Source organism: Paenibacillus sp. FSL R5-0345 (genome assembly GCF_000758585.1).
Classification (GTDB): domain Bacteria; phylum Bacillota; class Bacilli; order Paenibacillales; family Paenibacillaceae; genus Paenibacillus_AQ.
The window spans coordinates 1,888,605-1,913,535 of the sequence record NZ_CP009281.1 but is presented as its reverse complement, the minus strand read 5'-3'; the positions used below and the strand labels follow the sequence as shown (position 1 = coordinate 1,913,535).

Below are 24,931 nucleotides of genomic sequence, written 5' to 3'. Positions count from 1 at the left end.
AACAGACCCCGAAGTTGTAGTACATGATGTTGCACAGTATGTTGTAGATGTCTGTTTATTGGGATAACAGCTTATTTAGGAGCTGCTGCTTCCCATTCTTTTTGTTGTACATCTGCAAGTTCTTTAGCGGTTTTGAATTCGCCACCTGGTGCTAGGTATTCAGTGTGTACACCTTCAGCAGCAATGTGCTCGCCTACATTGTCGCGGTTAATCATTATGATTTCATAGGCAAGTTCAAAGTCTTCTGCCATGTATTGTGCTAGTTCGTTATCAATGAAGTCACTGCCAGTTGAAATGTTATCTTGTGTTGGTACAAACCCAGCAGCCTTAACATATTCAGTGTAGTTTTCTGGCTCAGAGAAGAATTCCAGCCATTTCAAAGCCCCTTCTTTGTTCGGACCTTTTTCTGCTGCATACCAAGTTACATCGTATTTACCGACAAGAGAAGCATTCTTAGCTGCATCTTCAGTAGCTGGGATTGGGAAGTAACCAAATTTCACATCAGGATTTGCCGCAGCGATCGTAGGTGCATCCCAAGTTCCGTCAGCAATCATAGCTGCTTTACCTGTTGCGAAGTACGAAGGTGCTGTTGCATAGTCAATACCCAAGAAACCATCGATGATGTAGTTATCTTGAAGGGTCTTCATTTTATCCAATACTTCTACAGCCCCAGCATCGTTGAACGCCGAAGTGCCTTTCCAAACGCCTTCAATCCATTTTTGTTGGTCGCCGCCGCCTAGAATCTTAGCTTGCAAGCCGAACACTGGCAGTTTCAAAGGCCATACATCTTTACCAGCCACTACGATAGGTACGATGTTCTTAGATTTCAAAGTATCTAGAACACTGATGAATTCTGTCCATGTGGTTGGAACAGTCAACCCGTTTTGTTCAAAAATTTCTTTATTATAGAAGAAACCTGACATCGCTACTTTACCGGTTGGGATCGCATACACTTTATCATTGTAAGTACCCGCTTTAGCAATATCATTCGCATTGTAGTTTTTAACGAAAGCTTCGTTGCTCAGATCAGCAATCAAACCGGAATCAATCCATTGTTGCCAGTCTGGCACTTTCGCACCCGGTGTCCAATCTTTCGGAGACAATCTCATACCGGACAAATCGGCAAGGACGTCTACGTCACCAGCTGTAATTCTCGCTCTTTGTGCTTGTTTAAATTCATCATCCGGACCCGTGGTCGTGTACTCCACTTTGTATTCCGGATACTTTTCTTCAAACTTTTTATTAATTTCGGTAATGGCTTTATTAATGTTTTCTTGTTTCCAATGCAAGATCTTAATCACTTTCTTATCGCCAGATGCAGGCTTATTTGTTCCGTTGCCCGGAGTAGCCTCACCATTTGTGTTGTTGCCGCTTCCACATGCTGCTAATGAGAGCACCAGCGCCGAGCTCAACAATACCGCAGAAAGCTTCTTTACCATTTTTGTTACCCCCCAGATGATTTGTTATGACCTTTTACGAAACCTTGTGTTAGCTCCTAAACTTTCGTAATATAATCGAAAATATAACAGAAAGCGGTTTCGTTGTTTTTATTATTACATCGTTATATATCTTTGTAAAGTCTTTTTTTATTCTTTATTTTCGAACCCATTTTTAACAAAAACACTCAAAAACCCTTTAATATCAAGGATCTTCCCATTTACGCACCAAATATCCCATTGACTATATACCTATATAATTATAAAATCATTTACGAAAACGTTTCGTAACTCATATTTGAAACCCATAGAAAATTCTGACTCAACTACACTTTTATCATAGATTACGGAGTATTTCTCATTATAAGGAGGACTTAATTTGGCCTATAACATCAAAGAAATCGCGAAAATCGCTGGGGTTTCTGTTTCGACAGTATCCAAAATCATTAATAATTACAGCGATATTTCGGAAGATACGAAGACTAGGGTACAACAAATCATAAAAGAAACCGGATATACTCCCTCCAATTCAGCAAAAACATTAGCAACAAAATCATCGAATCTAATTGGTGTTATATTTGCAGGAATGCTGAATGTTGACTTTACCCATCCTTTTTTCATCGAAGTCCTAAACTCCTTCAAAAAACAAATGGGACTGCTAGGTTATGACCTTATCTTTTTCTCTAACGAAAAATTTCAAAGTGGTGACACTAATGATTATCTTGCCCGTTGTCTGCATTTTAATGTAGATGGCTGCCTTCTTATTTCCGGACAAGAGCTAGAAACCTCTATCAGCGAATTAGATAATAGCTCTATCCCTTGCATCGGCGTAGATTTAAAGCTATCAGGCGACAATTCGGGTTATATCATGTCTGATAATTTCAAGATGTCCACTAAGGTAGTCGAACACTTTTACTTATTAGGCTATCGAGAACTCGGTTATATCGGCAGCTCCTCAGAATCAGAAATCTCCAACATTCGTGAAAGTGGTTTCCGCAAAGCGCTTGAAGATTTAGGACTACCGATCAACGAAAACTGGTTCTTAAACGGAAGCAATTTCTTTGAAGCCAGCGGTTATGAAACCATGCGTAGAATGATCGCGAACGGAAATTTACCCAGAGCGATCTTCGCAGCGTCTGATCAGCTAGCTATCGGGGCAATGCGTGCCCTTAAGGAATCTTCTATCGCTGTTCCTGGTACCGTCGCAATTATTGGCTGTGACGATATCGAAGCTTGTAATTACACAACACCACTGTTGACTACGATTAAACAAAATAAAGATAAAATCGGTCGCCTAGCCGCGTTAATGCTGTATGATCTGATAAACAATCAATCTGGCACGAGCTCCTTTAGCGTGGAGCCAGAGCTCATCATAAGAGAATCCTGTGGCGCTTCTGAGCGGGGTTTAGCGTAACCTCCTTAGAGTTACCTTTACTGAACTAAAGTAGAGATATGGGGCAAAATATTGGACTATACAGGCAAAAAAAACGAGGACATCTAAAGCCATGTCAATGGCCAATAATGTCCTCGTTTACTTGGAATCCTATATATCTGAAACAACAAAAAAAGATGTTCCAACAGCCAAGTAAATGGCTCAGGAACATCTTTTTGTTGATGCTTTATTACTTAAGAAATCTTATAGATCGAAGTACAGAGAATATTCATGTGGATGAACACGAATTGCAACCTCTTGAGCTTCGGAACGTTTCAGAGCAATATAGTTATCAATGAAGTCCTTAGTAAATACGTCACCTTCAGTTAGGAACTCATAATCAGCTTCCAAAGAATCAAGCGCTTCGCCCAGGCTACCTGGAACGCTGCGGATCTTTTCTTTGTCTGCATCAGACAATTCGTAGATGTTCTTATCCAAAGGACCGTAACCCAGTTCTTGTGGGTTGATCTTATTCTTGATTCCGTCCAGACCTGCCATCAGCATTGCCGAGAATGCCAAGTAAGGGTTAGCCGTGGAATCCGGTGTACGGAACTCGATACGACAGCCTTTTGGTGTCACAGCTGCTACTGGGATACGAACTGCAGCAGAACGATTTCCCTTGGAGTATACCAAGTTAACCGGTGCTTCATAGCCAGGAACCAAACGTTTAAACGAGTTGGTGCTTGGGTTAGTCAAAGCGATTAAGGCTGGGGCATGGTACAAAATACCACCGATATAGTGAAGAGCCATTTCGCTCAAGTTAGCATAAGCGCCTTTTTCGTAGAACAAAGGAGTATCTCCATCAAAGATCGATTGATGCACGTGCATTCCGCTACCATTATCACCAAACAGTGGTTTTGGCATGAAAGTCGCTACCTTACCGTACTGACGTGCAGTATTTTGCACAATATATTTATAAGTCATGAGATTATCAGCAGTTTTCTTCAAGGTATCAAAACGGAAGTTAATTTCCGCTTGGCCTGCAGTTGCCACTTCATGGTGATGACGCTCAATGCGCAATCCAGTTTCAGCAAGCAAACGGCACATTTCACTGCGAATATCTTGTTGGGAATCCACAGGTGCTACAGGTACATATCCACCTTTAACGCCAACTTTAAATGCCATGTTGCCGCCCTCTTCTTTACGACCCGTATTCCAAGCCGCTTCTTCAGAGTCTACGAAGAATGAAGAGCTGTTCATACCACTCTCGTAACGAACATCGTCAAAGATAAAGAATTCAGACTCAGGTGCGAAGAATGCTGATGTACCAACTCCGCTCTTTTGAAGGAATTCTTCTGCTTTCACAGCAATACCGCGAGGATCGCGCTCATAGCGTTCGCCATCAGGAGTGAAAATGTCGCACATTACGTTCAGCGTTGGATGAGCTGTAAACGGATCAATGAAAACACTGTTCGGATCAGGCATCATAACCATGTCTGATTCTTCAATACCACGGAATCCTTTGATGGAAGAACCGTCGAATGCTACCCCATTTACAAAAGTTTCATCTTCCACTTCAGAAGCAGGCAGAGAAATGTGGTGAGCACGGCCACCTAAATCTACGAATCGAAAATCTACCCACTCGATATTGTTTTCTTTAATTGTTTGCAACACTTTTTCAACCGACATGAATTTTTCCTCCCCCAAGTTCCGAACATTAAGCCCCTCACAGTATGCAAATGTTCTTGTTTTATTTTTATTTGCTGTCGTCATTATAAATCTCATACCTAACATCGTCAATGCTTATGTCAGGTATTTCTTGCAACTATGTAAGATATTCTGACGCTTTCGTGAAATCCGTTATTTTTGCTTAAATTCATACCATCTTTAACTTATCCAACAGCAAAGAAGCCCTACTATCCCGCTATACCGCGGTTTGTAGGACTTCAAAGGTAGTAATATAATTAAAAATTATAGTGCCGAAACGGTTTCTGGCGAAGTTGAAAACTTACGTCCAACAATCGGAGCAAGCTTTTCCAGATCCTTAAGTAGATTATCGAACTGTTCAGGGAATAACGATTGAACACCATCACCTGTCATGGAATTGTCCGGATCTGTGTGCATTTCGATAATTAGACCATTTGCACCCGCAGCAACAGAAGCTTTAGCCATAGGCTCAACTAATTCACGTCGTCCAGTGCCGTGACTCGGGTCAGAAATTACCGGAAGATGACTCAAGCTTTGTAGAACCGGTATAGCCGATAGATCCAGTGTATTGCGAGTGTAAGTCTCAAACGTACGAATACCGCGCTCACAGAGCATTACATCCTTATTTCCACCTGCCAAAATGTACTCTGCAGCATTGAGCAATTCATCATAGGTTGCACTGAAGCCGCGTTTCAGAAGGACAGGTCTTCCACAAGTACCAAGCTTACGCAGCAAATCAAAGTTCTGCATGTTTCGTGTACCCACCTGGAGAATATCCGCGTGTTCTGCACAAATATCCACATACTCTGGTGTCATTACCTCTGTAATGGTCAACAGGCCATGACGCTTTCCTGCTTCAGCCATCATAGTCAAACCTTCTACACCAACACCCTGGAAGCTGTATGGACCTGTACGGGGCTTAAACGCGCCTCCACGCAGTACCTGCGCACCTGAAGCTTTAACTAGACGGGCAATCTCATCAATCTGCTCTGGAGACTCCACGGCACAAGGACCGCCCATAATCACCAGATTCTCTCCGCCAATCTTCACACCCTTGATTTCGATGATGGTATCCTCTGGATGGAAATCACGGCTAGCCAGCTTATAGGACTTGGAGATCTTCACGACGTTCTCCACACCCTTCATTTGCCGCAAATGCTCTGCAAGCTTAGGCGTAACACTTCCTACTAATCCGATAACCGTATGATCTGCACCTTTGGAGAGATGTACCTGCAAGCCCTCTCTTTCGATCACTGCGATAATATCTTTAACCTGCTCTTCTGGCGTTTGATTGGATGTAATGACGATCATTTTATAACTTCCTCTCTGCACTTAAAATTTATAATAATTCCGCTGAATACACTCGCACTACGACGCGTGTTCGCTTTTAAGCTTTTAAGCTTTTATGCTTTTAACCGATAAAGCGATTTTACCCCAAAAATCCATTATCGTCAATCCTATTTCCTGATTTAGAAGATGAAACCGTTTTTTCTATAAAGAAAAACGCTCAACCCCGATAGACGAGATTAAGCGCTTCTTCAAGCACAAATATATAAGTTCGCTAACGCATTAAGTAGTACTTGCGCTCTTATTCTTAACTGGAGGAAGTAGCTTCGCCATATTCACTGTACGTTTGATCTCCCATGTCTCGGGATTCTCGGAATCGTACTGCTCCAAATAATTAATAACTTCTTTGGTAATTGGTGTCGGTGTAGATGCGCCCGAAGTAACCCCAACAATATTTACACCCTTTAGCCACTCTGTGTTTAGTTCAGAGATATCAGAAATCCGATGGGCCGGAACACCTGCGATCTCTTCCGACACCTGTGCCAGACGATTAGAGTTGTTGCTTCGTGGATCGCCAACGACAATCACTAGATCACATTGGCCCGCCTGCTCGGCTACAGCCTCTTGACGCACCTGAGTAGCCATACATATCTCATTATGCACTTCGGCACCTGGGAAGGTCTCTAGAAGCTTTTTCATAATATTTTTAATGTCCCACTGGCTCATAGTGGTCTGATTCGTAATTACAATCCGTGAAGAAGGGATGGACAGAGTTGCAATCTCATCTTCTTTTTCAATTAAATGCACATGTTCTGGCGCAATGCCAACAGCACCTTCCGGTTCCGGATGGCCTTTCTTGCCGATATAAATAACCTCATAGCCATCATCGACCTTCTCCTGAATGAGATCATGTGTCTTGGTCACATCAGGACAAGTAGCATCAACAGTAGTCAATCCTTTATCCCTAGCCATCTTGCGTACCTCAGGAGAAACTCCGTGAGCAGTGAATATAACGGTTCCACTATCTACTTTATCGAGAATATCCAGACGGTTATGACCGTCCAAGGTAATAATGCCGTCGTCCTCAAACGAATTCGTGACATGACTATTATGAACAATCATGCCCAGTATATAAATCGGCCGGGGAAGATCGAGATTTTGCGCAGCCTGCCGTGCCATTACCATAGCATCGACTACTCCGTAACAGTATCCCCGGGGAGAAATTTTAATGACTTCCATGACTTCACCAACTTTCTGCTTTCGTTGACTTCTGTAATAGGGCACACTTTAAATTATACCCTATTCCAGCGGCGGAGCAAAGAGAAGCGGCAACCAGATCACAAAAGTAGTTCCTTCGCCTTGGCGCGTAACAACTTCCACAGACCCACCATGTTCGTCAATAATCCATTTAGCAATAGATAAGCCAAGCCCAATTCCTTCCGTAATTCCACGTGATTCATCTGCACGATAGAAACGGTCGAAAATATATGGAACCTCATCTTTATCCATACCTATCCCCGTATCGGTGATTCGAATACCAACCTGATTCTGATAGAAAATTGTATCTAAACTCACCTCACCGGAAGGTGTGTATTTAAAAGCATTATCAATAAAAATAAACAACATTTGTTGCAAATAATCTTTATTACCCACAACATATTTACCATTTAAGACGGACATATCCCCTGTAACCCACTCCGCTTGACGAGGTAGAAATGACGCCCGACGCGCTATCTCCGTCATCATTGGTTCCAGTGCCACCGGTTCTATCTCGAAGGTTCGCCCTGTATCAGCACGCGCAAGTGAGAGCATATCAGATACCAGCCGGCTCATACGTTTAGACTCGTCCGCGATATCCTTCACCGATTCCATCGAGAGCTGGCGAATTTCAGCCTCGCTCATCTTCCCTTCACCCGGCTCCATCTCCCATACTTTTTGCAGCAGATCAATATTCCCGCGAATGGTTGTCAGCGGCGTCCGCAGCTCATGTGATGCATCGGAAACAAATCGTCGCTGTGCTGCATACGAATCCTCTAACTCAGTGTAGAATCCTTCCATACGCCCAAGCATGTTATTGACGGTCTCAATTAGGCGACCTATTTCATCTGGAGGTCCATCATATTCAATACGGGAGCTTAGGTCATTCCCCGTCTGAATCCCGTTTGTAGCCTCAATAACTTTTCCAATCGGACTCATCGCTTTACGGGCCAGGAATAATCCAAAGGTAAATGCCGCAATCAAGGTAGCAAAAGACCCGACAAGCAATATATTTTTCAAACGCTCCAATAGCTTATTCTGCTCGCTCACATAGGCAGCGACTTGTAATACTGCCACTGGATTATTATTATAATGCTCTAGTTCGATAGGCATCTCGTAAATCAAAAACTGATTACCGTCTACAACTACGTTACGAAAACCCTTTACAGCTTTATCTTGAGGAGGATAATCAAACTGTAAGCCAAAGTTAATCATGTTCGTTGATTGCGACAGGCTTTTGCTTCCATAAGTATAAATCTGTGTATACATGTTGGAGTTTTCAGGACGTCTCACTCCACCGAGCTTCAACTCTCCGTTGAAGACATCGTAACTAAATAAAGGTTTCGTTTGCTCAGCTTGCAATCTTAGACGATCCTTCAAGTCACCATACGTATTAAAATAGACAAAGCCGTAAATTGCGGCTGATAAGGCCAGCAGCATAACGGCCAAAATCCCTGAATACCAAGCAGTCAGCCGCAATCTTATAGACATGTTAGTTGTCACCTCTTAGAATGTAACCGGCACCCCGGATCGTTTGAATGAGGCGTTTACCGCCATGCTCCTCCGTTTTTTGGCGTAGCATAGCTATGTATACCTCAAGTACATTAGATTCACCGCTGTAATCATAACCCCATATTTTATCCATGATCAGATCCCGCGAAAGCACACGTTTCGGATTCTGCATAAACAAATGCAACAGTTCGAATTCCTTCGCCGTAAGCTCCAGTCTCTTACCTGCACGTGTGACCTCGCGTGAATCTACATCAAGTGTAATATCCTCATAAGTAACCGCTTGCTCACTGCCTCCGCTTTGCTCACTCTTACGCCGAAGTAGCGCACGTACCCGGGCAAGTAATTCTTCCAGTGCAAATGGTTTTACTAAATAATCGTCCGCACCCAGATCAAGCCCCTTCACACGGTGCTCAATTTCATCCTTCGCCGTAAGCATTAGAACAGGCACATTACTGCCCCCTTCTCGCAAACGACGGCAAACTTCAAATCCGTCTACCTGAGGCATCATAACATCCAGAATCACCACATCCGGATCACTGCTCAGAATCGCTCGTAATCCATCCGCTCCATTCACCGCAGTCTTTACATCGTAACCTTCAAAGGCTAGCCCTCGGCGCAGCATGGAAATAATTTTTTCATCATCATCAATAATTAGAATATTCGGTCGCATCAAGCAGCCCCCATTGTTCATTTCTTTTTATTTATATTGTAGCAGTCGCACCATGTTTAGACAAAAAACGGAAGGGTTGCCCCTTCCGCGTTATTCACCGTCCGGTGTGTTATTTCTGCTGACTTTGCCCAGTAGTCGTATCAAAATCATTTTTGTTGCCGATTGTGACGGAAAGATCCAAGTTTTTACCATCGCGCACAACATTCAGCGTTACTTTGTCACCGACTTTTAACGTTTGAATGAAAGCAATCAAATCTTGGTTTGTAGCATATTTCGTTCCATTTGCACCAGTAATGATATCGTAAGGGCGCAAGTCTGCAGCATACGCTGGCGATTTAAAGATAATATCTGCAACTACAGAGCCTTCTTTAATATCCGTGCCCATTTGTTTAGCTACTTCATCTGTAATCGTCATAAGCGTTGCACCAATGAATGGTACTGGTTCTTTAGGAATCGCTTGGTTCGCTTCCAGTTTATCTACGACTTCTTTAATCGTATTCACTGCGATAGCAAAACCTATACCTTGGGAATCTGTGCTAACAGCAACGTTCATACCAATTACCTGTCCATTCATATTGAGCAGCGGACCACCGGAGTTACCAGGGTTGATAGATGCGTCAGTTTGCAGCAAGTTTTTGTAGTTGCGAGTTCCACTACCATCTTCTTCGTTAATGTCGATGCTGCGTCCTTTTGCACTAAGAACACCAGAGGTTACTGTATGATCGAAGCCTTGTGGGTTACCGATAGCAACTACTTCTGAACCTACTTTCAAGCTATCTGAATCTCCCAGAGCAACTGTAGGGAAATCACTATCTCCCTCAATCTTCAATACTGCCAAATCCAGATCTTTGCTAGAGCCTAGCAATTTTGCTTCGTATGGTTTAGTTACGCCATCTACTGTAACTTGGATGACATCGGCATTCTCAATGACGTGCTGATTCGTCAAAATATATCCGGATTTCTCATAAATGAAGCCTGTTCCAATTCCATATGGGATGAGCTGCGATGAAGAGCTTGAATCCGACTTCGAGTCCTGCTCATTTTGTGAAGAACCACTTCCACCGTATTGATCTCCGAAAAAGAATTGAGAAAACGGATCACTCAAATTCGGGCTGGATGAACTTCCATTACGTGAACTGGATTTTACTAGTGTCTCAATCTTGACGACTGCTGGTCCAACCGCATCAACTACGCCAGTCACATCACGGGAGCCTTTCACCAAAGATGTAGTGGTAGTATTAGGTGTAGTACTAGCACTCTCATTCGTCGTCTTCGCCGTTCCATTCGATTCCGAACTAGCAACGGTTGAAGCTGCATCCCCTGTGAACCAGTTGCCTCGATCTGCCATAAACATTGAACCTGAGAGAACGACCATACCTGCTAAGAAGGAAATCAAAACTGTTTTCACTGAGCTTTTTGGCTTTTTATTATATTGCCAGCCACCGCCACCTTCAGAGCCGCCTCCGCCGTTTCCACCTCGTCCGCCGCCATTACCATCAAAGCCTGTACTGCGAAATGAACTGTTGTATGGGAGTGGTTTTACGGGCTGTGGAGGTGTAACCTCAACCCGCTCCGGCTCCATCCGGTTGTAATGCTGAGCACTTCCGTCTGCATCACTTTCATCTTTGTTCAAAGATTTAAAAGGTCCGTAAGAATAGTAGTATGATGATCCGGATTCGGATGACTGATTATTATTACTATTATGATTATTATTGTCCCAATCCCGATCTGGTGCTGGTCCATTGTCACGATTAAAGTTGTTTTTGTTATCGTCCATGTTCATATACCTCCTGCATCCTGTCGCCTGACAAGGATTAATTTGTTTTCTTGTTTCTTATTTTGTACTTTAAACCTTAAGGTCACATTAAAAACAATTTAAGCGGAGATAAAAGATATAGGCAAATAGACGGGATTGGGCATCAGAAGGGAGCTATTAGGGGACTAGGTTCCAAAAGGCGCACGCTGTTGGTCGGGACTGGGTTTCAGGCTACACCGCTGTTGAAATCATGTTCCTATGAATTGACCCTGCAGGTGGAACAGGATTTCAAAGGCGGACGTAAACTTTTCGCTCTGAACCCAATCCCTAGGCAGGGAAGTAAAAAAGAAGCTCGGGCGCGGAAAACAACGCGGCCCGAACTTCCAACATACAACCTAGAACAAAACCCTAGAACGACGTCCATGAACGAAGTCCAAGAACAAGGAACAAACAACAATTATAGGGAAAAACTCCCTATAATTAACCAAAAATCACAAGAAATCAAGATTTAAAGGGAATACCTCCCTATAATTCTCAGCAATATAGCTGTTTATGAGAAAAACAAGGAATTTATACGGAGGATTTCCCTATAATCCTGTATACAAGCGTAAAACTCAAGTTTAAAGGGAGGTTTTCCCTATAACTTACTTTTAAGCCCCCATAAACTACCCCACATCATCTTGAAAAACAATCCCTAACCCTGAGCCCAACCCTTCCGATGAGCATAAATAGCCAACTGGGTACGGTCGTCCAGCTCGCATTTCATCAGCAGGTTGCTGACATGCGTCTTCACCGTCTTGATGCTGATATGCAGCTCCTCGCCGATATCCTTGTTGGTCTTGCCCTCAGCAATAAGCAGCAGGACCTCCTTCTCACGCTCCGTCAAGCCGGAGGAATCACCTTGCACAGTACGCTGGCGAATGCCACGCGTCAGCGCTTGCGATACATCACCAGTCATGACAGGCATACCACGGAATGCGCCTTGCAGAGCGTAGATCAGCTCCTCTGCTGACACGGTTTTTAGCACATAGCTGACTGCTCCAGCTTCTATAGCGTCCACGACGAGATCATCTTCAAGGAAGCTGGTCAAGATCACGATTTTGAGATTAGGAAATTCTGACAGCACTGCACGAGTAGTCTCCACACCATTCATCACAGGCATCATCAGATCCATTAGCACGAGATCAGGCAAGCCTTCATGTCCACCGGCACGCAGCATCTCCAGTGCTTCCTGTCCATTGGCTGCCTCTCCTATAACCTCAAACGTCGGCTCCAGCATCAGATATGTTTTAAGGCCCATCCGCACCATATCGTGATCATCTACGAGCAACACTCTTATGACACTCATGCTCTATTCCTCCTCGTCCTCTATATCAGATCCTAGCACTCTTTTTTCCTCTGACTCAGAATTCCCTTGCACAAACTTAGGGATATGTACACGTATGGTCGTTCCTGCACCCTTACGGCTAATAATCTCCACTTGTCCACCTAGTTTCTCCGCACGTTCGCGCATGGTGGTAAGACCGTATGATCCCTGTTTTTGCTGTATATGTTCAAAGCCTTGACCGTCATCGCTAATACTTAGCACAACTTGTCTTGACCCTTCACGCAGCGATAGACTAACTAGCCTAGCTTCAGCATGCTTCACAATATTCGCCATCGCCTCCTGAATAATCAGGAACAGCTGATGCTCAATTGCTTCAGACAGTTCTCCTTGCAGCTCAAGCTCCTTCATTCCTTTTAAGCCGTTCTGGCGGCAATAATCAGGGAACCATTTTTCCAATGCTTCGAAAAGATTCCTGCCTTCCAGCTCCACCGGCCGTAACTGCGCAATGAGCGCTCTCATCTGCTTTTGTGCCATTTGTGACATTGCAATTAACTGATCCATTACCAATTGACCTTGAGCTTCATTAACTTTCAGCACTTTAGGCAGCGAAGAAGCCGACATATGGATGGCAAAAAGCTGTTGGCTCACCGTATCATGCAAATCCCGGGCCATACGCCTTCTTTCCTCCAACACCGCACTCTCCGCTGCCTGTTCCTTCTCAATAACCTCTTGTTCACCCAATCGCTGCAGAAGCTGCATCTTGTTCTCAACCGTATCCATCATGACATTAAATTCGTGGTACACTCTCGCAAAAGACTGGTCATCACTCTCTGGCATACGTACGGACAGATTTCCTTTTGCTACCTGCAGCATATTTAGATCCAGATGATCAATCCGGCGCTGAATCCGCTGACCTGCCATATAACCGATTACAACAGTGAACAACACGATCCCAAGACATAAGTACAGCCACATTCGATAATCCATAACCTCGATATAACCAAGGCAAGTGCCTGCATACATCAACCCGGCACTTACGGCTCCAGTGAGTAGAAAGTAAAACAACAACAACCATTTGGTATTACTGAATATTGTCCCCATCTAACCCACCGTTTTAACTTTAATGTCACCTATAAAAGCACTTACGTTAATACGAACTTTTTTGCCCGCTTCTTTATAATAAGGCGTTTTGCATTGAACACTGCTCATGAATCCACTGCGGGACTGATCCAGAACTTCCATATCGCCGATAAAAGAACTGCTGTTCACTGAGATCCCAAGGTCCATATCATTTGGAATATATACCTTGATATCACCAATAAAAGCGGAAATATTAATTTTTGTCTCACCATAAGCAATTTGTGCGTTCGTCAGATCCAGTACAGTATCACCAATAAACTGTGAGACATTCGTGTTCTTCAGTTGAAAATGCTCGCGACCCATATGAACATCCCCGATAAAAGCAGAGCGATTGGTTGACTCCTTGTTGTTACTCTCTGTCTCATGGAACTCCTCATGCCATTCCCCATGTCTTCTAGCATGCCGCTCATGACGCTCCTGACGTCTGCGCTCATGACGCTCCTGCTTCTCTTGCCAACGTGATTCAGCGGTGGATTTAAATGCTCCTCCATCCTCATCCTCTTCTTCATCTTTTTGAAGATTAATATTCCAGTCTCGCCCACCAGAAGGTTTACCAAATTTCTGCTCGAATTGCTCATCTAGCGTGGAATCCAGCGGCTTTGGCGGCTCCACATCCAGCGAGCTTTTTCCTGGAGGAAAGTAATCTGGCGGTGACGGCGGAGCTGGCGGCACTGGAGGTACTGAACCTCTAGGTTTAAAAATCACATAAAGACCGCCGCCAATCAGCATGATTGGAATGAACATTTTGAAAAAATCCCCGGCTGAAATATCGAACCAGTCCAAATTCCGTCCAAGGAAGAACACTCCGATCGCCAGAAAGAAAAAACCGCCGATTGGTGAAGATCCACCTTTTGAATGTTCGTCTCCCGTTCCCAGAAGCCGTTTCATCCCCATTAGGATCAAGATAACAGGCCAATAATTTGAGATCACATAGCCTAAGCTGAAATCGGTGTAACCCAATTGTCTGAGTAAAAACATGGCTCCAATTCCTATCAGGATCAAGCCGCCAAAAATCTGACTTGTGAACCTTCTTTTCATATTCCATTTCCCCTTTAAATTAGTGGAACGCTCTCTTCTTCAATCTTATAGCCTTAGTCTACAGGAAGAAAGCGCTCATAAACAGCGGCGAGAGAAGGAACTTCCACTCAGTCTCTAGACGGAGACGTTTGGGATATTATTCTATATACTACTATATATATAAAAAAAAGACCGCCCCTCAGTTATAAACTGATCTGGGACGGTCTCTTTATTCAGCAGTCTTCTGCATCAGCAGCGCATTATTGTTGCGGTTTCTGAGCTGGTTTAGAAGTATTTCCACTTTGCTTAGTAGTGCCGTCATTCTCAACAGCAAACTCAGCATTGTATTTTTCATTCGGTGTTTTGTAATTTTCTTGAACTTTAGATTTTTTATTATTAGCCACGGAATTCACCTCCCTTATCCCTTATGCAGCATAGATAATGCTTACTAAGAGAACATCTCGGATGAGGCTAACGCTCTGCCCCAGTCCGTATTATGGCAAGGTGATGTCACTATTATGCATGGCCAAGTGAAAATAAGTTCAATCCGCCAAATTCATTGAAATACAATTCTAAATTTAGATGGATTCTTCCAGCAGAGATTGCGGTACAGCATTATAAGTCTCAATCGCTTGGGTAAGCTTCTTCAGCATGACTTCCGTACATGTTCCGTTACCACGCTTAATGAGCTGAACCACAACTGATTTTTTACCCCATTCCTTATACACCTGTTTCGTAGTAGCAAAATACAAATCAATCTTCCGCCCTTTAATGGCAGATCCTGTATCAGCAACAATGCCGTATCCATAACCTGGTATATAAAGTATACTCCCTAACGGGATTACCTTAGGGTCAGCAGCAATAGTCGAGACTGTATTCTTATCTCTACGTACTTTCACACCTGAATAGGTGATTCCGTATTCGGGATGTTTAGATGTTTTACCTGTAGATTCATAACCCGCAGTATAACCCGTCGCCATCACTTTCATTGAAGTAATAATCTGGTCAGGAGCTGGTGCAGCTACAGGAATAGAATTCGGTGATTTCGAAGCGCCAGTGCCTCCATTTCCTTTGGCAGTCGGAGCTTTGGTGGCTGGAGCCTTGGTAGTTGGAGCAACAGTGCTTTGTGGTGGCTTTGTAGATACTGGTTTATTTATTGTTGTCGCAGGTAATACAGGTGAGCTTGCATGTGACTCATTAAACAATATCGTGGCACGGCCTGTCGTTAGAACGACTTGTTGTTCTTTGGTTCTCAGTGAACCAGAGTTAGTTTGGGTATGTTGCACCTCGTTCGAAAGCGTTTTGCTCATGCTTGTGTGTTGTAACGTGTCTCCTGTCCCACTAGCCACAACTGCTTGATGCTTTGATTCAGGAATGATACCTGCAGCAGTTAACAGTAGAACTATTGTGACGAAAAGACACCAAAACCTCTGAAATATGCCCATTTTGTTCATGTGATAAACCTCCCCCTTATTAGCGAAGGTTTCCCGATTCACAAAATTTTATACATGAAGATCCTTTTTAGATCCTCATGGGCATATGACAGAGGTCGTAATTAAACATACTTTTGGTGTAGATTATTTCATGTAATTAGGAGATTACACGGTCTGCAATTTCCTGAGCCAGTAGCTCAATCACTTCTTGAAGTGGCTTAGCTCCAATATCGCCTTCCCCGCGCTTACGGATGGAAACTGTCTCGGCATTCATTTCATTCTCGCCGACTACGAACATGTATGGCAGCTTCTCCAGCTGAGCTTCACGGATCTTATAACCAAGCTTCTCATTACGTAAATCTGCCTCAGCAGAGATACCACGGCGACGCAGCTTGTCCGTAACTTCCTTAGCATAATCGTCGAAGGCAGTGGAGACAGGAATAACTTTAACCTGCTGTGGAGACAGCCAAAGCGGCAGTGATCCGGCAAAGTTCTCTAACAAGAAAGCAACAAAGCGCTCCATAGTACCTAAAATACCGCGGTGTAGAACGACTGGGCGGTGTTTCTGACCATCGTCACCGATGTATTCCAATTCAAAGCGTTCAGGCAGCAAGAAGTCGATCTGTACAGTGGAGAGAGTTTCTTCTTTGCCTAGTACAGTCTTGATCTGTACATCCAGCTTCGGACCGTAGAAGGCAGCTTCGCCTTCTGCTTCGTAGAACGGCAGACCAGCTTCTTCTACAACCTCACGCAGCATGCGCTGTGCAGTTTCCCACATTTCGTCATTTGCGTAATATTTCTCAGTATCCTTAGGATCACGATAAGACAACCGGAAACGGTAGTCATTAATACCAAAGTCACTGTAAACCTGTTTAATCAACTCGATTACACGAATGAACTCGCCTTTAATTTGATCCAGACGGCAGAAAATATGGGAATCATTAAGAGTCATTGAACGCACACGGTGCAAGCCAGTCAATGCTCCAGACATTTCATAACGGTGCTGGATACCCAGCTCAGCAATACGGATCGGCAAATCACGGTAGCTGTGCATGGAGCTCTTATAAATCATCATGTGATGCGGGCAGTTCATTGGACGAAGCACAAACTCTTCATTATCAATAGTCATTTTAGGGAACATGTCCTCTTGATAGTGCTCCCAGTGTCCGGAAGTTTTATATAGTTCAACATTACCGAGCACCGGAGTGTACACATGCTGGTATCCTAAACTTGCTTCCAGATCCACAATGTAACGTTCTAGAATACTGCGCAGTTTAGCACCCTTAGGCAGCCAGATCGGCAAGCCTTGGCCTACCAATTGATTAAATGTGAAGATTTCAAGCTCTTTACCCAATTTACGGTGATCGCGTTTCTTCGCTTCTTCAAGCAGACGAAGATGCTCATCGAGCTGTGCTTTTTTAATCCAAGCTGTACCGTATACGCGTTGAAGCATTTTATTCTTGCTATCGCCGCGCCAGTAAGCACCAGCTACATTCATCAATTTAAAGACTTTGATTTTGGAAGTAGACGGAACGTGTGGTCCACGACACAAGTCGAAGAATTCACCTTGTTCATAGATCGAAATCACACTATCTTCAGGCAACGCTTCGATCAGTTCAAGCTTATAAGGATCACCTAGCTCCCCGAACATTTGGAGCGCTTCCTTGCGACTAACTTCCTTACGTACGATTGGCAGATTTTCAGAGATAATACGATCCATTTCCTTTTCAATCTTTAGTAGATCCTCAGGATTAAGTGGATGTTCCAAATCCATATCGTAGTAGAAGCCATCTTCGATAACCGGGCCTACACCTAGCTTAACTTCCTTTGTTCCGTACAAACGTCTTACAGCTTGCGCCATCAAGTGGGCAGTACTGTGACGCATAACTTCCAATCCTTCAGGTGAATCCAAAGTTACGATTTCAATCAATGCGCCTTCCTCAAGCGGAGTGGACAGATCCACGACAATACCATTCAATTTCCCTGCCACCGCGTTCTTGCGAAGTCCACTACTAATAGAAGCCGCTACATCATCAATATTACTACCTTCTGCGTATTCCCGAACAGAGCCGTCCGGAAGTTTAATACTTACCATTTTAATTCCTCCTTCATTTCCTTAAGCCAACCAACAATTTTAATTTTGCGAAACGGAAATATCCACGCACAAAAAAACGCCCGTCCCGCAAAGGGACGAGCGATTGCACCCGTGGTTCCACCCAAATTCGATTCTCTCAATCCGCTCTTAAATCGGAGTTGAGACAGAATCCTTCGTAAGCATGGAATAACGACCATGAACCGGCGGTTCTTACTATCCCATCTCTGGGAATTCATAACCGCAGCTACAAAGGGGTAAATCAATAGTAGATACCGGAGGAAATTACAGCCTATGTTCCCTCTCTCTGAACGGTCCAGAACAATCGATTCATATCTTTGTCAATGCTGTTAACGTGAATTATGGAGTAATTATAAATCTGTCCTCTCTGACAGTCAAGTCTGTAGAGGGGGCAAAATTTTGTAAACCCCGGGCACCAGTTACCGACACGTACAGTTCTACATCCTGGAGATCCTCCTAGAACTGTCCTTAAGAGGTTACTCTTCTCGTCGTTTCCTTTCAGGTAAGCGGCCTGCACGTTTCAAAGACTCACGCAGCAAGTATTCGATATGTCCGTTTACACTGCGAAATTCCTCTCCCGCCCAACGTTCCAACGCCTCATGCAGATCCGGATCGATCCGCAATGGAAAGCTTTTCTTGGCCGCCATGATGCACCGCCTTAATACAACGAGCCGGTGTTAATGACCGGACTCGCTCCGCGCTCCGACACGATCGCCACCATCAGATTATTAATCATCGCTGCTTTACGTTCTTCGTCAAGCTCGACTACACCGCTCTCTTTAAGCTGTTTAATCGCCATATCAACCATGCCAACTGCACCTTCTACGATAATTTGACGAGCTGACAGAATGGCAGAAGCTTGTTGCCGCTGCAACATTGTGCTCGCAATTTCTGTTGAATAAGCCAAGTGTGTAAGCCGGGCTTCAATGACTTCTACACCAGATAAAGACAAGCGCTCTTGCAGCTCAGACGCTAATTCTTTAGCAATTTCGTCTGCATTGGCACGCAAGGACATGCCGGATTCATTGAAGTTATCATAAGGGTATTTGCTGGCTACATGACGCAGTGCTGTCTCGCTCTGAATCTCTACGAAAGCCATGTATTTATCTACATCAAAAAGAGCTTTAGCAGAGTTAATCACCTTGAAGACAATAACTGCAGCAATTTCAATCGGATTACCTTCAACATCATTGACCTTAAGCTTCACACTGTTAAAGTTACGAACGCGCAGGGAAACCGTCTTACGTACGCTGAACGGAATGACTGCGAACAATCCACTCGTTGCAATAGTCCCTACATATTGCCCGAAAAAGGTAACAACGACCGACTTATTGGGCTGTACAACCGTAATACTGGTACATAGAACCCCAGCTACAACGAACAGAATAACTGGCACTGCAACATACTCCTGAACAGCACCATAAATTCCACCAGCTAAACAAACTGCAATCAATGCGATAACCCAAAATCCGCTGACAGGACGAAGCATTTTCTCCTTCATAAAAGCACCCCCAAAAGATATTCATTTGATATGAATATGATATCACTTTTGGATAATAATGTGTATACAGAAATGTAATAAAATAATGAATTTATGTTCACAGGTAAATGCGGTTAGAATCAGCTCCACAACAAAAAACGCTTGTTTATCATTCATCCAATTAAGAAGATGAACGACAAACAAGCGATAAATGTAACCGTATGAAATTGGTATTAGTTCTGCATGATGAAATCATTATCAATCTTCGCATTAGCATCATCGAACACGCGCAGAATATCGTAGCGAGTATTCCGCTGTGCCGGGATTTTGCCCGCTTCGCGGATCAATTGAGTAATCGACTCGATGTTAACCTTGTAAGTTGCACCTGCAGAAGATACTACGTTCTCTTCAATCATCGTACTGCCGAAATCATTGCAGCCGTATTGAAGGGAAAGCTTGCCGACCTCTGGTCCCATAGTTACCCAAGAGGACTGGAAGTTCTTGATGTTGTCTAGAACAAGGCGACTAATCGCTACCGTCTTCAGATATTCCTCAGGCGTTTGTCTATCCAGCTTCAGGTTGGTATTGTCCGGTTGGAATGTCCAAGAGATAAAGGCCAAGAAACCCTCTGAATCATATTTATTAGCAATACACTCGTCCTGAGCCTCACGCACACGAAGTAAGTGCAGTGCCCGTTCTTCCATACTCTCTCCAAGTCCAATGACCATTGTAGCCGTTGTATTCATACCGATCTTATGCGCTGTCTGCATTACGTCCATCCACTCGCGCCATGAGCCTTTAAGACGACTGATCTTGCGGCGTGTACGGTCATCGAGAATCTCTGCTCCCCCGCCTGGTAAAGAATCCAGACCAGCAGCATGAATTTCACGTACTACTTCCTCGAGCGATAATCCAGATACTTCCTTCATCTTCATAATCTCTGCTGGTGAGAAGGAATGCATTGTAATCTCAGGGAAACGTTGCTTAATACCGCGAAGGATATCTGTATAATAGCTGAAAGGAAGATTAGGGTTCGTTCCACCTTGCATTAGTATTTCTGTACCATTTACAGCGATGGTCTCAGCGATTTTTTGGTAAATCGTCTCATCCGGCAGTACATAGCCCTCATCAGAGCCCGGTCTACGATAAAATGCGCAAAAGCGACAGTAAACATCACATACATTCGTATAGTTAATATTACGACCAATTACAAACGTGGCCATCGGGTCCGGATGCCAGCGTTCCATTATGGTGTTTGCAGCAGCACCCATTTTCTCAATTTCGTTGCTCTCGAACAGTCGGATGGTATCTTCCAATTGGAGACGTTCACCCCGTAGGGCTTTGTCCAAAATAAGATCTATCGCACTCATCGTTCGCATCCTCCTTTTAAACCCTTAGGGGTATTGGTAGAATCACAAAATAACAGGAAGAAAAGACGTTGTCTCCTTTCAAGATGACAACCCTTTCTCATACAAATGAACAGTTCATTTCCTCATCGTATCACAATCTGAACAGCTTGAAAAATGCTTTTACATTCTTCGTAAAATCCCATCCAGAAGAAAAGCAGCATCGCACTAAGCGATACTGCTAGTTTATACTCTATTTCTCCACTAACTCCTGATTAAAAGTATATCCCAGTTATTTCGACTCAATTTCAGCCCGTGCCGCCTCTAGTGCGTGGCCAAGATCAGCAATCAAATCCTCTGCATGCTCAATACCGACAGAGAAGCGCAGCAAACGATCATCTACACCCACAGCATTTCGAATCTCCACAGGAATATCAGCATGTGTTTGTACAGCCGGATATGTCATTAGTGACTCTACGCCGCCCAGACTCTCTGCGAATGCGATAAGACGAATATGACGAAGAAGAGGCTCTACGTATCTGGCATCTTTTAATTTGAAAGAAAAAATACCGGTATTTCCTGAAGATTGACGATTCTGGATTTCATGCCCCGGATGATCTGGCAGTCCTGGATGGAACACTTCCGCAATTGCTGGATGCTCTAACAAGTAGTCGGCAATCGCTAGTGCATTGCTCTCGTGGCGCTCCATACGCAGAGCCAACGTCTTCAAGCCTCTCATCAACTGATAACTGTCTGTTGGTCCGAGAACAGCACCGATAGAGTTATGTAGAATTGCTATTTCAGCTGATAATTCTACACCCTTGGATACAATTAAGCCTGCCAGCACATCATTATGACCACCCAAATACTTAGTAGCGCTATGAACTACAATATCCGCACCTAATTCTATAGGACGTTGGAAAAACGGAGTCAGCAGCGTATTATCTACAATGCTAAGCAGCCCATGGTGACGTGCCCAAGTACACACGGCTTCAATATCCGTGATCATCATCAGTGGGTTCGTTGGCGTTTCAATAAATACAGCTTTCGTGTTGGGACGACGCGAAGCTTCCAGTGCATCCAAATCATTCGTGTCTACATAAGAAGCAGTGATTCCGAACTTGGACATAATCCGTTCCAACAAACGATAGGTACCGCCGTAAAGATCCAGCGAAACGATCAGATGGTCGCCTTGAGCGAACAAGGTAAGAATCGTTTGAATAGCTGCCATCCCTGAGCTACAAGCAAACCCTGCATCTCCAGATTCAAGTTCCGCAGCTGCATTCTCAAGCACCGAACGGGTCGGACTCTTGGTGCGGCTATAATCAAACCCTGTGCTCTGACCGAGTTTTGGATGACGAAATGCCGTTGCATTATAAATCGGAAAATTAATTGCTCCTGTGGCTGGATCTTCTAGAGAACCTATTTGAGCCAGTCTACTTTCAATCCTAAGTTTGTCATCCATGATTAATGCCTCCTAATTTATATTGTAGCGCTGTTATTAATAAACAATCGGGTCGATATCATAAGGCGTTTCTTGATATACATAGTAATTGAGCCAGTTAGAGAATAATAAATTGGCATGCGCACGCCATACTGCTGGAGGTGTACGTTCAGGATCATCTTTAGGGAAGTAATGTTTTGGCAAAGCCATCTCCATCCCTCTAGTCACATCACGGTCATATTCCCATTTCAAGGATAGAGGATCATATTCGGAATGTCCGGTCACAAATATTTGTTTACCGTCATTTGTAGCCACTAGATACATACCAGCTTCTTCGGATTCAGCCAGAATCTGCAGATCTGGATTATTCTCAATATCTTCACGGGAGACGTCGGTATGACGGGAGTGTGGTACATGGAATACCTCGTCAAAGCCGCGCAACAATTTAATGTTATTTTGATTTATCGTATGAGCGAAGACGCCAAAGCATTTCTCAGGCAATGCCACTTTACGAACACCAAAATGATGATATAAGCCTGCCTGTGCCGCCCAACAAATATGCATGGTTGAGGTCACATTATCCTTGCTCCATTCAAAAATCTCTTTCAGCTCTTCCCAATACGATACTTCCTCGAACTCCATTTGCTCTACAGGAGCACCTGTAACGATTAGGCCATCCAAACGGCGGTGACTGATCTCGTCAAAGGTTTTGTAAAAGCTCTTCAAATGTTCAGCAGAAGTATTTTTGGAAATATGGGATCGTGGATGCAATAGCGTAACATCAACTTGTAGTGGCGAATTTCCAATTAAACGCAGCAATTGAGTCTCTGTCGTCTCTTTAGTCGGCATGAGGTTCAGAATAGCAATCCGTAGTGGACGGATATCCTGATGGAAAGCCTGACTTTCGTCCATCACAAAAATATTTTCTCCGGATAGTACTTCTTTCGCCGGTAAACTGTCGGGAATTTTAATTGGCATTGTCTTTCCACTCCTTAGCTGAATTTAGTTGTTTTGCCGCAATGCGGCTTGCTGAACAATAAAAAGACCTTCCTCGGAAATCGAGAAAGGTCATATCTACAGTCATATGCGCCTCTCTCATCTGCCAGAATGTTCCTGAAGACGATTAGACGTCTGCAGAAGTTCCGCAAGAATTAGCACCGTGCGTTTACACGCCGGTTGCCGGGTTTCATAGGGCTAGTCCCTCCACCTGCTCTTGATAAGATTTAGCTGTATTCAATTAAATTACTTTAAAATTCACTTTAAATCATGAACCTCCTTTTCGTCAAGTCCATACAATGCTGAAGAAGCCTCAAAATCACAATAAATTTGCTTGAAAGAGGCATACTCCGTTGTTATACTAGACAAGTATTTCATACCTGAACGAAAAGAAGAGGTGAGAAGAAGAATGGAAGGCGACCCGAGCTCGCAAATTAGTGTACAGAATGAGCAACCACACAGGATAATCATCAGCTTGCCGGCGGCGGGAGCAGTTCTTCTTCATGCCCTCGAAACGTCATTTGGCCCTATGTATTGATGTAACGCCGGCCAAGCTGATTTTTTTCTCTGTGCTTAATTTAGCAGTCCCTGGTGAAGACCTGGGGATAGGAGGAGTGAAATCAGATGAAAATCCGGCTGGTGAATGCAGGGGTTTTTACACCTATTGATGAAATTGATGAAACACTGACACCCCCAACGGAAGGGTTCTATTGGATTGACGCCGATGTAGAGGATTTAGAGCTGCTTCAGCCTTTGTTCAACCTACATGATCTTGCTGTTGAGGATTGCCTTAGCGAAGAGGATCAGCGTCCGAAGATCGAAATATACGAAAGCCACTACTTTATAGTTGTAAATAGCATCCGCTTTGATGATGAAGAAATTTTCCTACGGGCGCTCAATGTATTCCTTGGAAGACATTACATCATCACTGTAACGAAACAAAAGATCAATGAACTTCGAATCCTAAAGCCTATGCTCTGGGAGCAAGAGGTAAGCGAACCGGATATGTTCCTTTACTTACTTATTGACCTTGTCGTGGATAACTATTTTTCCGTCGGCGACCGGATTGAAGCTCGAATTGAGAAGCTTGAAGAGGATATCCTAATGCATACCAAGAAATCTCATCTAAGTGAGATTATCGGTCTGCGAAGTGAAATTCTATGGTTGAAGAAAATGCTGGGACCACAAAAAGAAGTAATCAATACCCTAAATAAAAAAGACCTCCGTCTGATTGATGATCAGTTGCAGAAATATTTTAGCGACATTTATGAAAATGCGGTTAAAATATCTGAAACCTTTGAGACGTATCGCGATCTCATGGGCAACTTACGAGAGGCCTACCAATCCAGTATCGCCAATCGCGCGAATGAAATTATGAGAGTGTTTACTGCGATCACAACAATATTCATGCCTCTGACCGTAATTACCGGAATCTACGGTATGAACTTTGATCATATGCCCGAGCTTCATACGAAATATGGCTATTATGGCGTTATAGGCGTTATGTTAACGTTAGGCTGTGGGATGCTGTATGTTTTCCGCAAGAAGGAATGGCTATGAAACGAACCGGACGAATAAGCAAGACGAAGGCCCTGTAACCGTAAGGTATAAGGAAGCCTTCGTCTTTTTGGTATGCGC

20 protein-coding genes and 1 riboswitch are annotated in these 24,931 nt (G+C 43.8%); of the genes, 2 read left to right on the top strand and 18 right to left on the bottom strand.

The window, feature by feature from the left end; translation table 11 throughout:
• Positions 1-71: 71 nt before the first annotated feature.
• Positions 72-1,439 carry an ABC transporter substrate-binding protein gene (locus R50345_RS08380; protein ID WP_042125668.1) on the bottom strand — a complete coding sequence of 456 codons (1,368 nt, stop codon included), beginning with the start codon at positions 1,437-1,439 and terminating at the stop codon, positions 72-74.
• Positions 1,440-1,815: 376 nt separating this feature from the next.
• Between R50345_RS08380 and R50345_RS08375 the strand changes: the two genes are divergently transcribed.
• Positions 1,816-2,850 carry a LacI family DNA-binding transcriptional regulator gene (locus tag R50345_RS08375; protein ID WP_042125666.1) on the top strand — a complete coding sequence of 345 codons (1,035 nt, stop codon included), beginning with the start codon at positions 1,816-1,818 and terminating at the stop codon, positions 2,848-2,850.
• A 222-nt stretch (positions 2,851-3,072) separates the two neighbouring features.
• Here the strand turns inward: R50345_RS08375 and glnA are convergent, their stop codons facing one another.
• The 17 genes from glnA to metA form a co-directional block, all read right to left on the bottom strand.
• Positions 3,073-4,497, bottom strand: coding sequence for a type I glutamate--ammonia ligase (glnA, locus tag R50345_RS08370; RefSeq protein WP_042125664.1), 1,425 nt, complete (start codon positions 4,495-4,497; stop codon positions 3,073-3,075).
• A gap of 282 nt (positions 4,498-4,779) precedes the next feature.
• On the bottom strand, positions 4,780-5,826 hold the full coding sequence (aroF, locus tag R50345_RS08365; protein WP_042125662.1) for a 3-deoxy-7-phosphoheptulonate synthase: 1,047 nt from the start codon (positions 5,824-5,826) through the stop codon (positions 4,780-4,782).
• A 258-nt stretch (positions 5,827-6,084) separates the two neighbouring features.
• Positions 6,085-7,041: a 4-hydroxy-3-methylbut-2-enyl diphosphate reductase gene (locus R50345_RS08360; RefSeq protein WP_042125660.1), complete on the bottom strand. Its 957-nt coding sequence runs from the start codon at positions 7,039-7,041 to the stop codon at positions 6,085-6,087.
• Between the two features lie 60 nt (positions 7,042-7,101).
• Positions 7,102-8,550 (bottom strand): sensor histidine kinase, encoded by a 1,449-nt coding sequence (locus R50345_RS08355; protein WP_042125658.1) that lies wholly within the window; start codon positions 8,548-8,550, stop codon positions 7,102-7,104.
• 1 nt (position 8,551) lies between these two features.
• Positions 8,552-9,241, bottom strand: coding sequence for a response regulator transcription factor (locus R50345_RS08350; protein ID WP_042125657.1), 690 nt, complete (start codon positions 9,239-9,241; stop codon positions 8,552-8,554).
• A gap of 109 nt (positions 9,242-9,350) precedes the next feature.
• Positions 9,351-11,018 (bottom strand): S1C family serine protease, encoded by a 1,668-nt coding sequence (locus tag R50345_RS08345; protein ID WP_042125656.1) that lies wholly within the window; start codon positions 11,016-11,018, stop codon positions 9,351-9,353.
• Between the two features lie 673 nt (positions 11,019-11,691).
• A complete protein-coding gene (locus tag R50345_RS08335; protein WP_042125654.1) occupies positions 11,692-12,345 on the bottom strand; it encodes a response regulator in 654 nt (217 codons plus the stop codon).
• Positions 12,346-12,348: 3 nt separating this feature from the next.
• Complete coding sequence (locus R50345_RS08330) at positions 12,349-13,425, bottom strand: HAMP domain-containing sensor histidine kinase (RefSeq protein ID WP_042125653.1); 1,077 nt, start codon at positions 13,423-13,425, stop codon at positions 12,349-12,351.
• Complete coding sequence (liaF, locus tag R50345_RS08325; RefSeq protein ID WP_042125652.1) at positions 13,426-14,502, bottom strand: cell wall-active antibiotics response protein LiaF; 1,077 nt, start codon at positions 14,500-14,502, stop codon at positions 13,426-13,428.
• A gap of 239 nt (positions 14,503-14,741) precedes the next feature.
• Positions 14,742-14,885, bottom strand: coding sequence for a hypothetical protein (locus tag R50345_RS31205; RefSeq protein ID WP_156114753.1), 144 nt, complete (start codon positions 14,883-14,885; stop codon positions 14,742-14,744).
• A gap of 174 nt (positions 14,886-15,059) precedes the next feature.
• Complete coding sequence (locus R50345_RS30720; protein ID WP_375105372.1) at positions 15,060-15,767, bottom strand: 3D domain-containing protein; 708 nt, start codon at positions 15,765-15,767, stop codon at positions 15,060-15,062.
• A 304-nt stretch (positions 15,768-16,071) separates the two neighbouring features.
• Positions 16,072-18,009, bottom strand: a complete 1,938-nt coding sequence (gene thrS / locus R50345_RS08315) for a threonine--tRNA ligase (RefSeq protein WP_042125650.1) — start codon at positions 18,007-18,009, stop codon at positions 16,072-16,074.
• Between the two features lie 494 nt (positions 18,010-18,503).
• Positions 18,504-18,674 carry a type II toxin-antitoxin system antitoxin gene (locus R50345_RS30715; protein ID WP_042125648.1) on the bottom strand — a complete coding sequence of 57 codons (171 nt, stop codon included), beginning with the start codon at positions 18,672-18,674 and terminating at the stop codon, positions 18,504-18,506.
• Between the two features lie 11 nt (positions 18,675-18,685).
• Positions 18,686-19,528, bottom strand: a complete 843-nt coding sequence (locus tag R50345_RS08305) for an SPFH domain-containing protein (protein WP_042125646.1) — start codon at positions 19,526-19,528, stop codon at positions 18,686-18,688.
• Between the two features lie 212 nt (positions 19,529-19,740).
• Complete coding sequence (gene mqnC, locus R50345_RS08300) at positions 19,741-20,877, bottom strand: cyclic dehypoxanthinyl futalosine synthase (RefSeq protein ID WP_042125644.1); 1,137 nt, start codon at positions 20,875-20,877, stop codon at positions 19,741-19,743.
• Positions 20,878-21,145: 268 nt separating this feature from the next.
• The gene (locus R50345_RS08295; RefSeq protein WP_042125642.1) at positions 21,146-22,318 is read right to left on the bottom strand and encodes an aminotransferase class I/II-fold pyridoxal phosphate-dependent enzyme; all 1,173 of its coding nucleotides are present in this window, start codon (positions 22,316-22,318) and stop codon (positions 21,146-21,148) included.
• Between the two features lie 36 nt (positions 22,319-22,354).
• Positions 22,355-23,275, bottom strand: coding sequence for a homoserine O-acetyltransferase MetA (gene metA / locus R50345_RS08290; protein WP_042125640.1), 921 nt, complete (start codon positions 23,273-23,275; stop codon positions 22,355-22,357).
• A 114-nt stretch (positions 23,276-23,389) separates the two neighbouring features.
• Positions 23,390-23,520, bottom strand: a riboswitch (SAM riboswitch).
• Positions 23,521-23,917: 397 nt separating this feature from the next.
• Here metA and corA point away from each other — a divergent pair.
• Positions 23,918-24,853 carry a magnesium/cobalt transporter CorA gene (gene corA, locus R50345_RS08285; protein WP_042125638.1) on the top strand — a complete coding sequence of 312 codons (936 nt, stop codon included), beginning with the start codon at positions 23,918-23,920 and terminating at the stop codon, positions 24,851-24,853.
• Positions 24,854-24,931 lie beyond the last annotated feature (78 nt).

Coding starts and splice junctions, on each gene's coding strand:
- R50345_RS08360 (WP_042125660.1), bottom strand. CDS start 7,041: ATGGAAGTCATTAAAATTTCTCCCCGGGGATACTGTTACGGAGTAGTC.
- R50345_RS08350 (WP_042125657.1), bottom strand. CDS start 9,241: ATGCGACCGAATATTCTAATTATTGATGATGATGAAAAAATTATTTCC.
- glnA (WP_042125664.1), bottom strand. CDS start 4,497: ATGTCGGTTGAAAAAGTGTTGCAAACAATTAAAGAAAACAATATCGAG.
- R50345_RS08330 (WP_042125653.1), bottom strand. CDS start 13,425: ATGGGGACAATATTCAGTAATACCAAATGGTTGTTGTTGTTTTACTTT.
- R50345_RS08335 (WP_042125654.1), bottom strand. CDS start 12,345: ATGAGTGTCATAAGAGTGTTGCTCGTAGATGATCACGATATGGTGCGG.
- liaF (WP_042125652.1), bottom strand. CDS start 14,502: ATGAAAAGAAGGTTCACAAGTCAGATTTTTGGCGGCTTGATCCTGATA.
- R50345_RS08355 (WP_042125658.1), bottom strand. CDS start 8,550: ATGTCTATAAGATTGCGGCTGACTGCTTGGTATTCAGGGATTTTGGCC.
- R50345_RS08295 (WP_042125642.1), bottom strand. CDS start 22,318: ATGGATGACAAACTTAGGATTGAAAGTAGACTGGCTCAAATAGGTTCT.
- thrS (WP_042125650.1), bottom strand. CDS start 18,009: ATGGTAAGTATTAAACTTCCGGACGGCTCTGTTCGGGAATACGCAGAA.
- corA (WP_042125638.1), top strand. CDS start 23,918: ATGAAAATCCGGCTGGTGAATGCAGGGGTTTTTACACCTATTGATGAA.
- R50345_RS08345 (WP_042125656.1), bottom strand. CDS start 11,018: ATGGACGATAACAAAAACAACTTTAATCGTGACAATGGACCAGCACCA.
- metA (WP_042125640.1), bottom strand. CDS start 23,275: ATGCCAATTAAAATTCCCGACAGTTTACCGGCGAAAGAAGTACTATCC.
- R50345_RS08305 (WP_042125646.1), bottom strand. CDS start 19,528: ATGAAGGAGAAAATGCTTCGTCCTGTCAGCGGATTTTGGGTTATCGCA.
- mqnC (WP_042125644.1), bottom strand. CDS start 20,877: ATGAGTGCGATAGATCTTATTTTGGACAAAGCCCTACGGGGTGAACGT.
- R50345_RS30715 (WP_042125648.1), bottom strand. CDS start 18,674: ATGGCGGCCAAGAAAAGCTTTCCATTGCGGATCGATCCGGATCTGCAT.
- R50345_RS08380 (WP_042125668.1), bottom strand. CDS start 1,439: ATGGTAAAGAAGCTTTCTGCGGTATTGTTGAGCTCGGCGCTGGTGCTC.
- aroF (WP_042125662.1), bottom strand. CDS start 5,826: ATGATCGTCATTACATCCAATCAAACGCCAGAAGAGCAGGTTAAAGAT.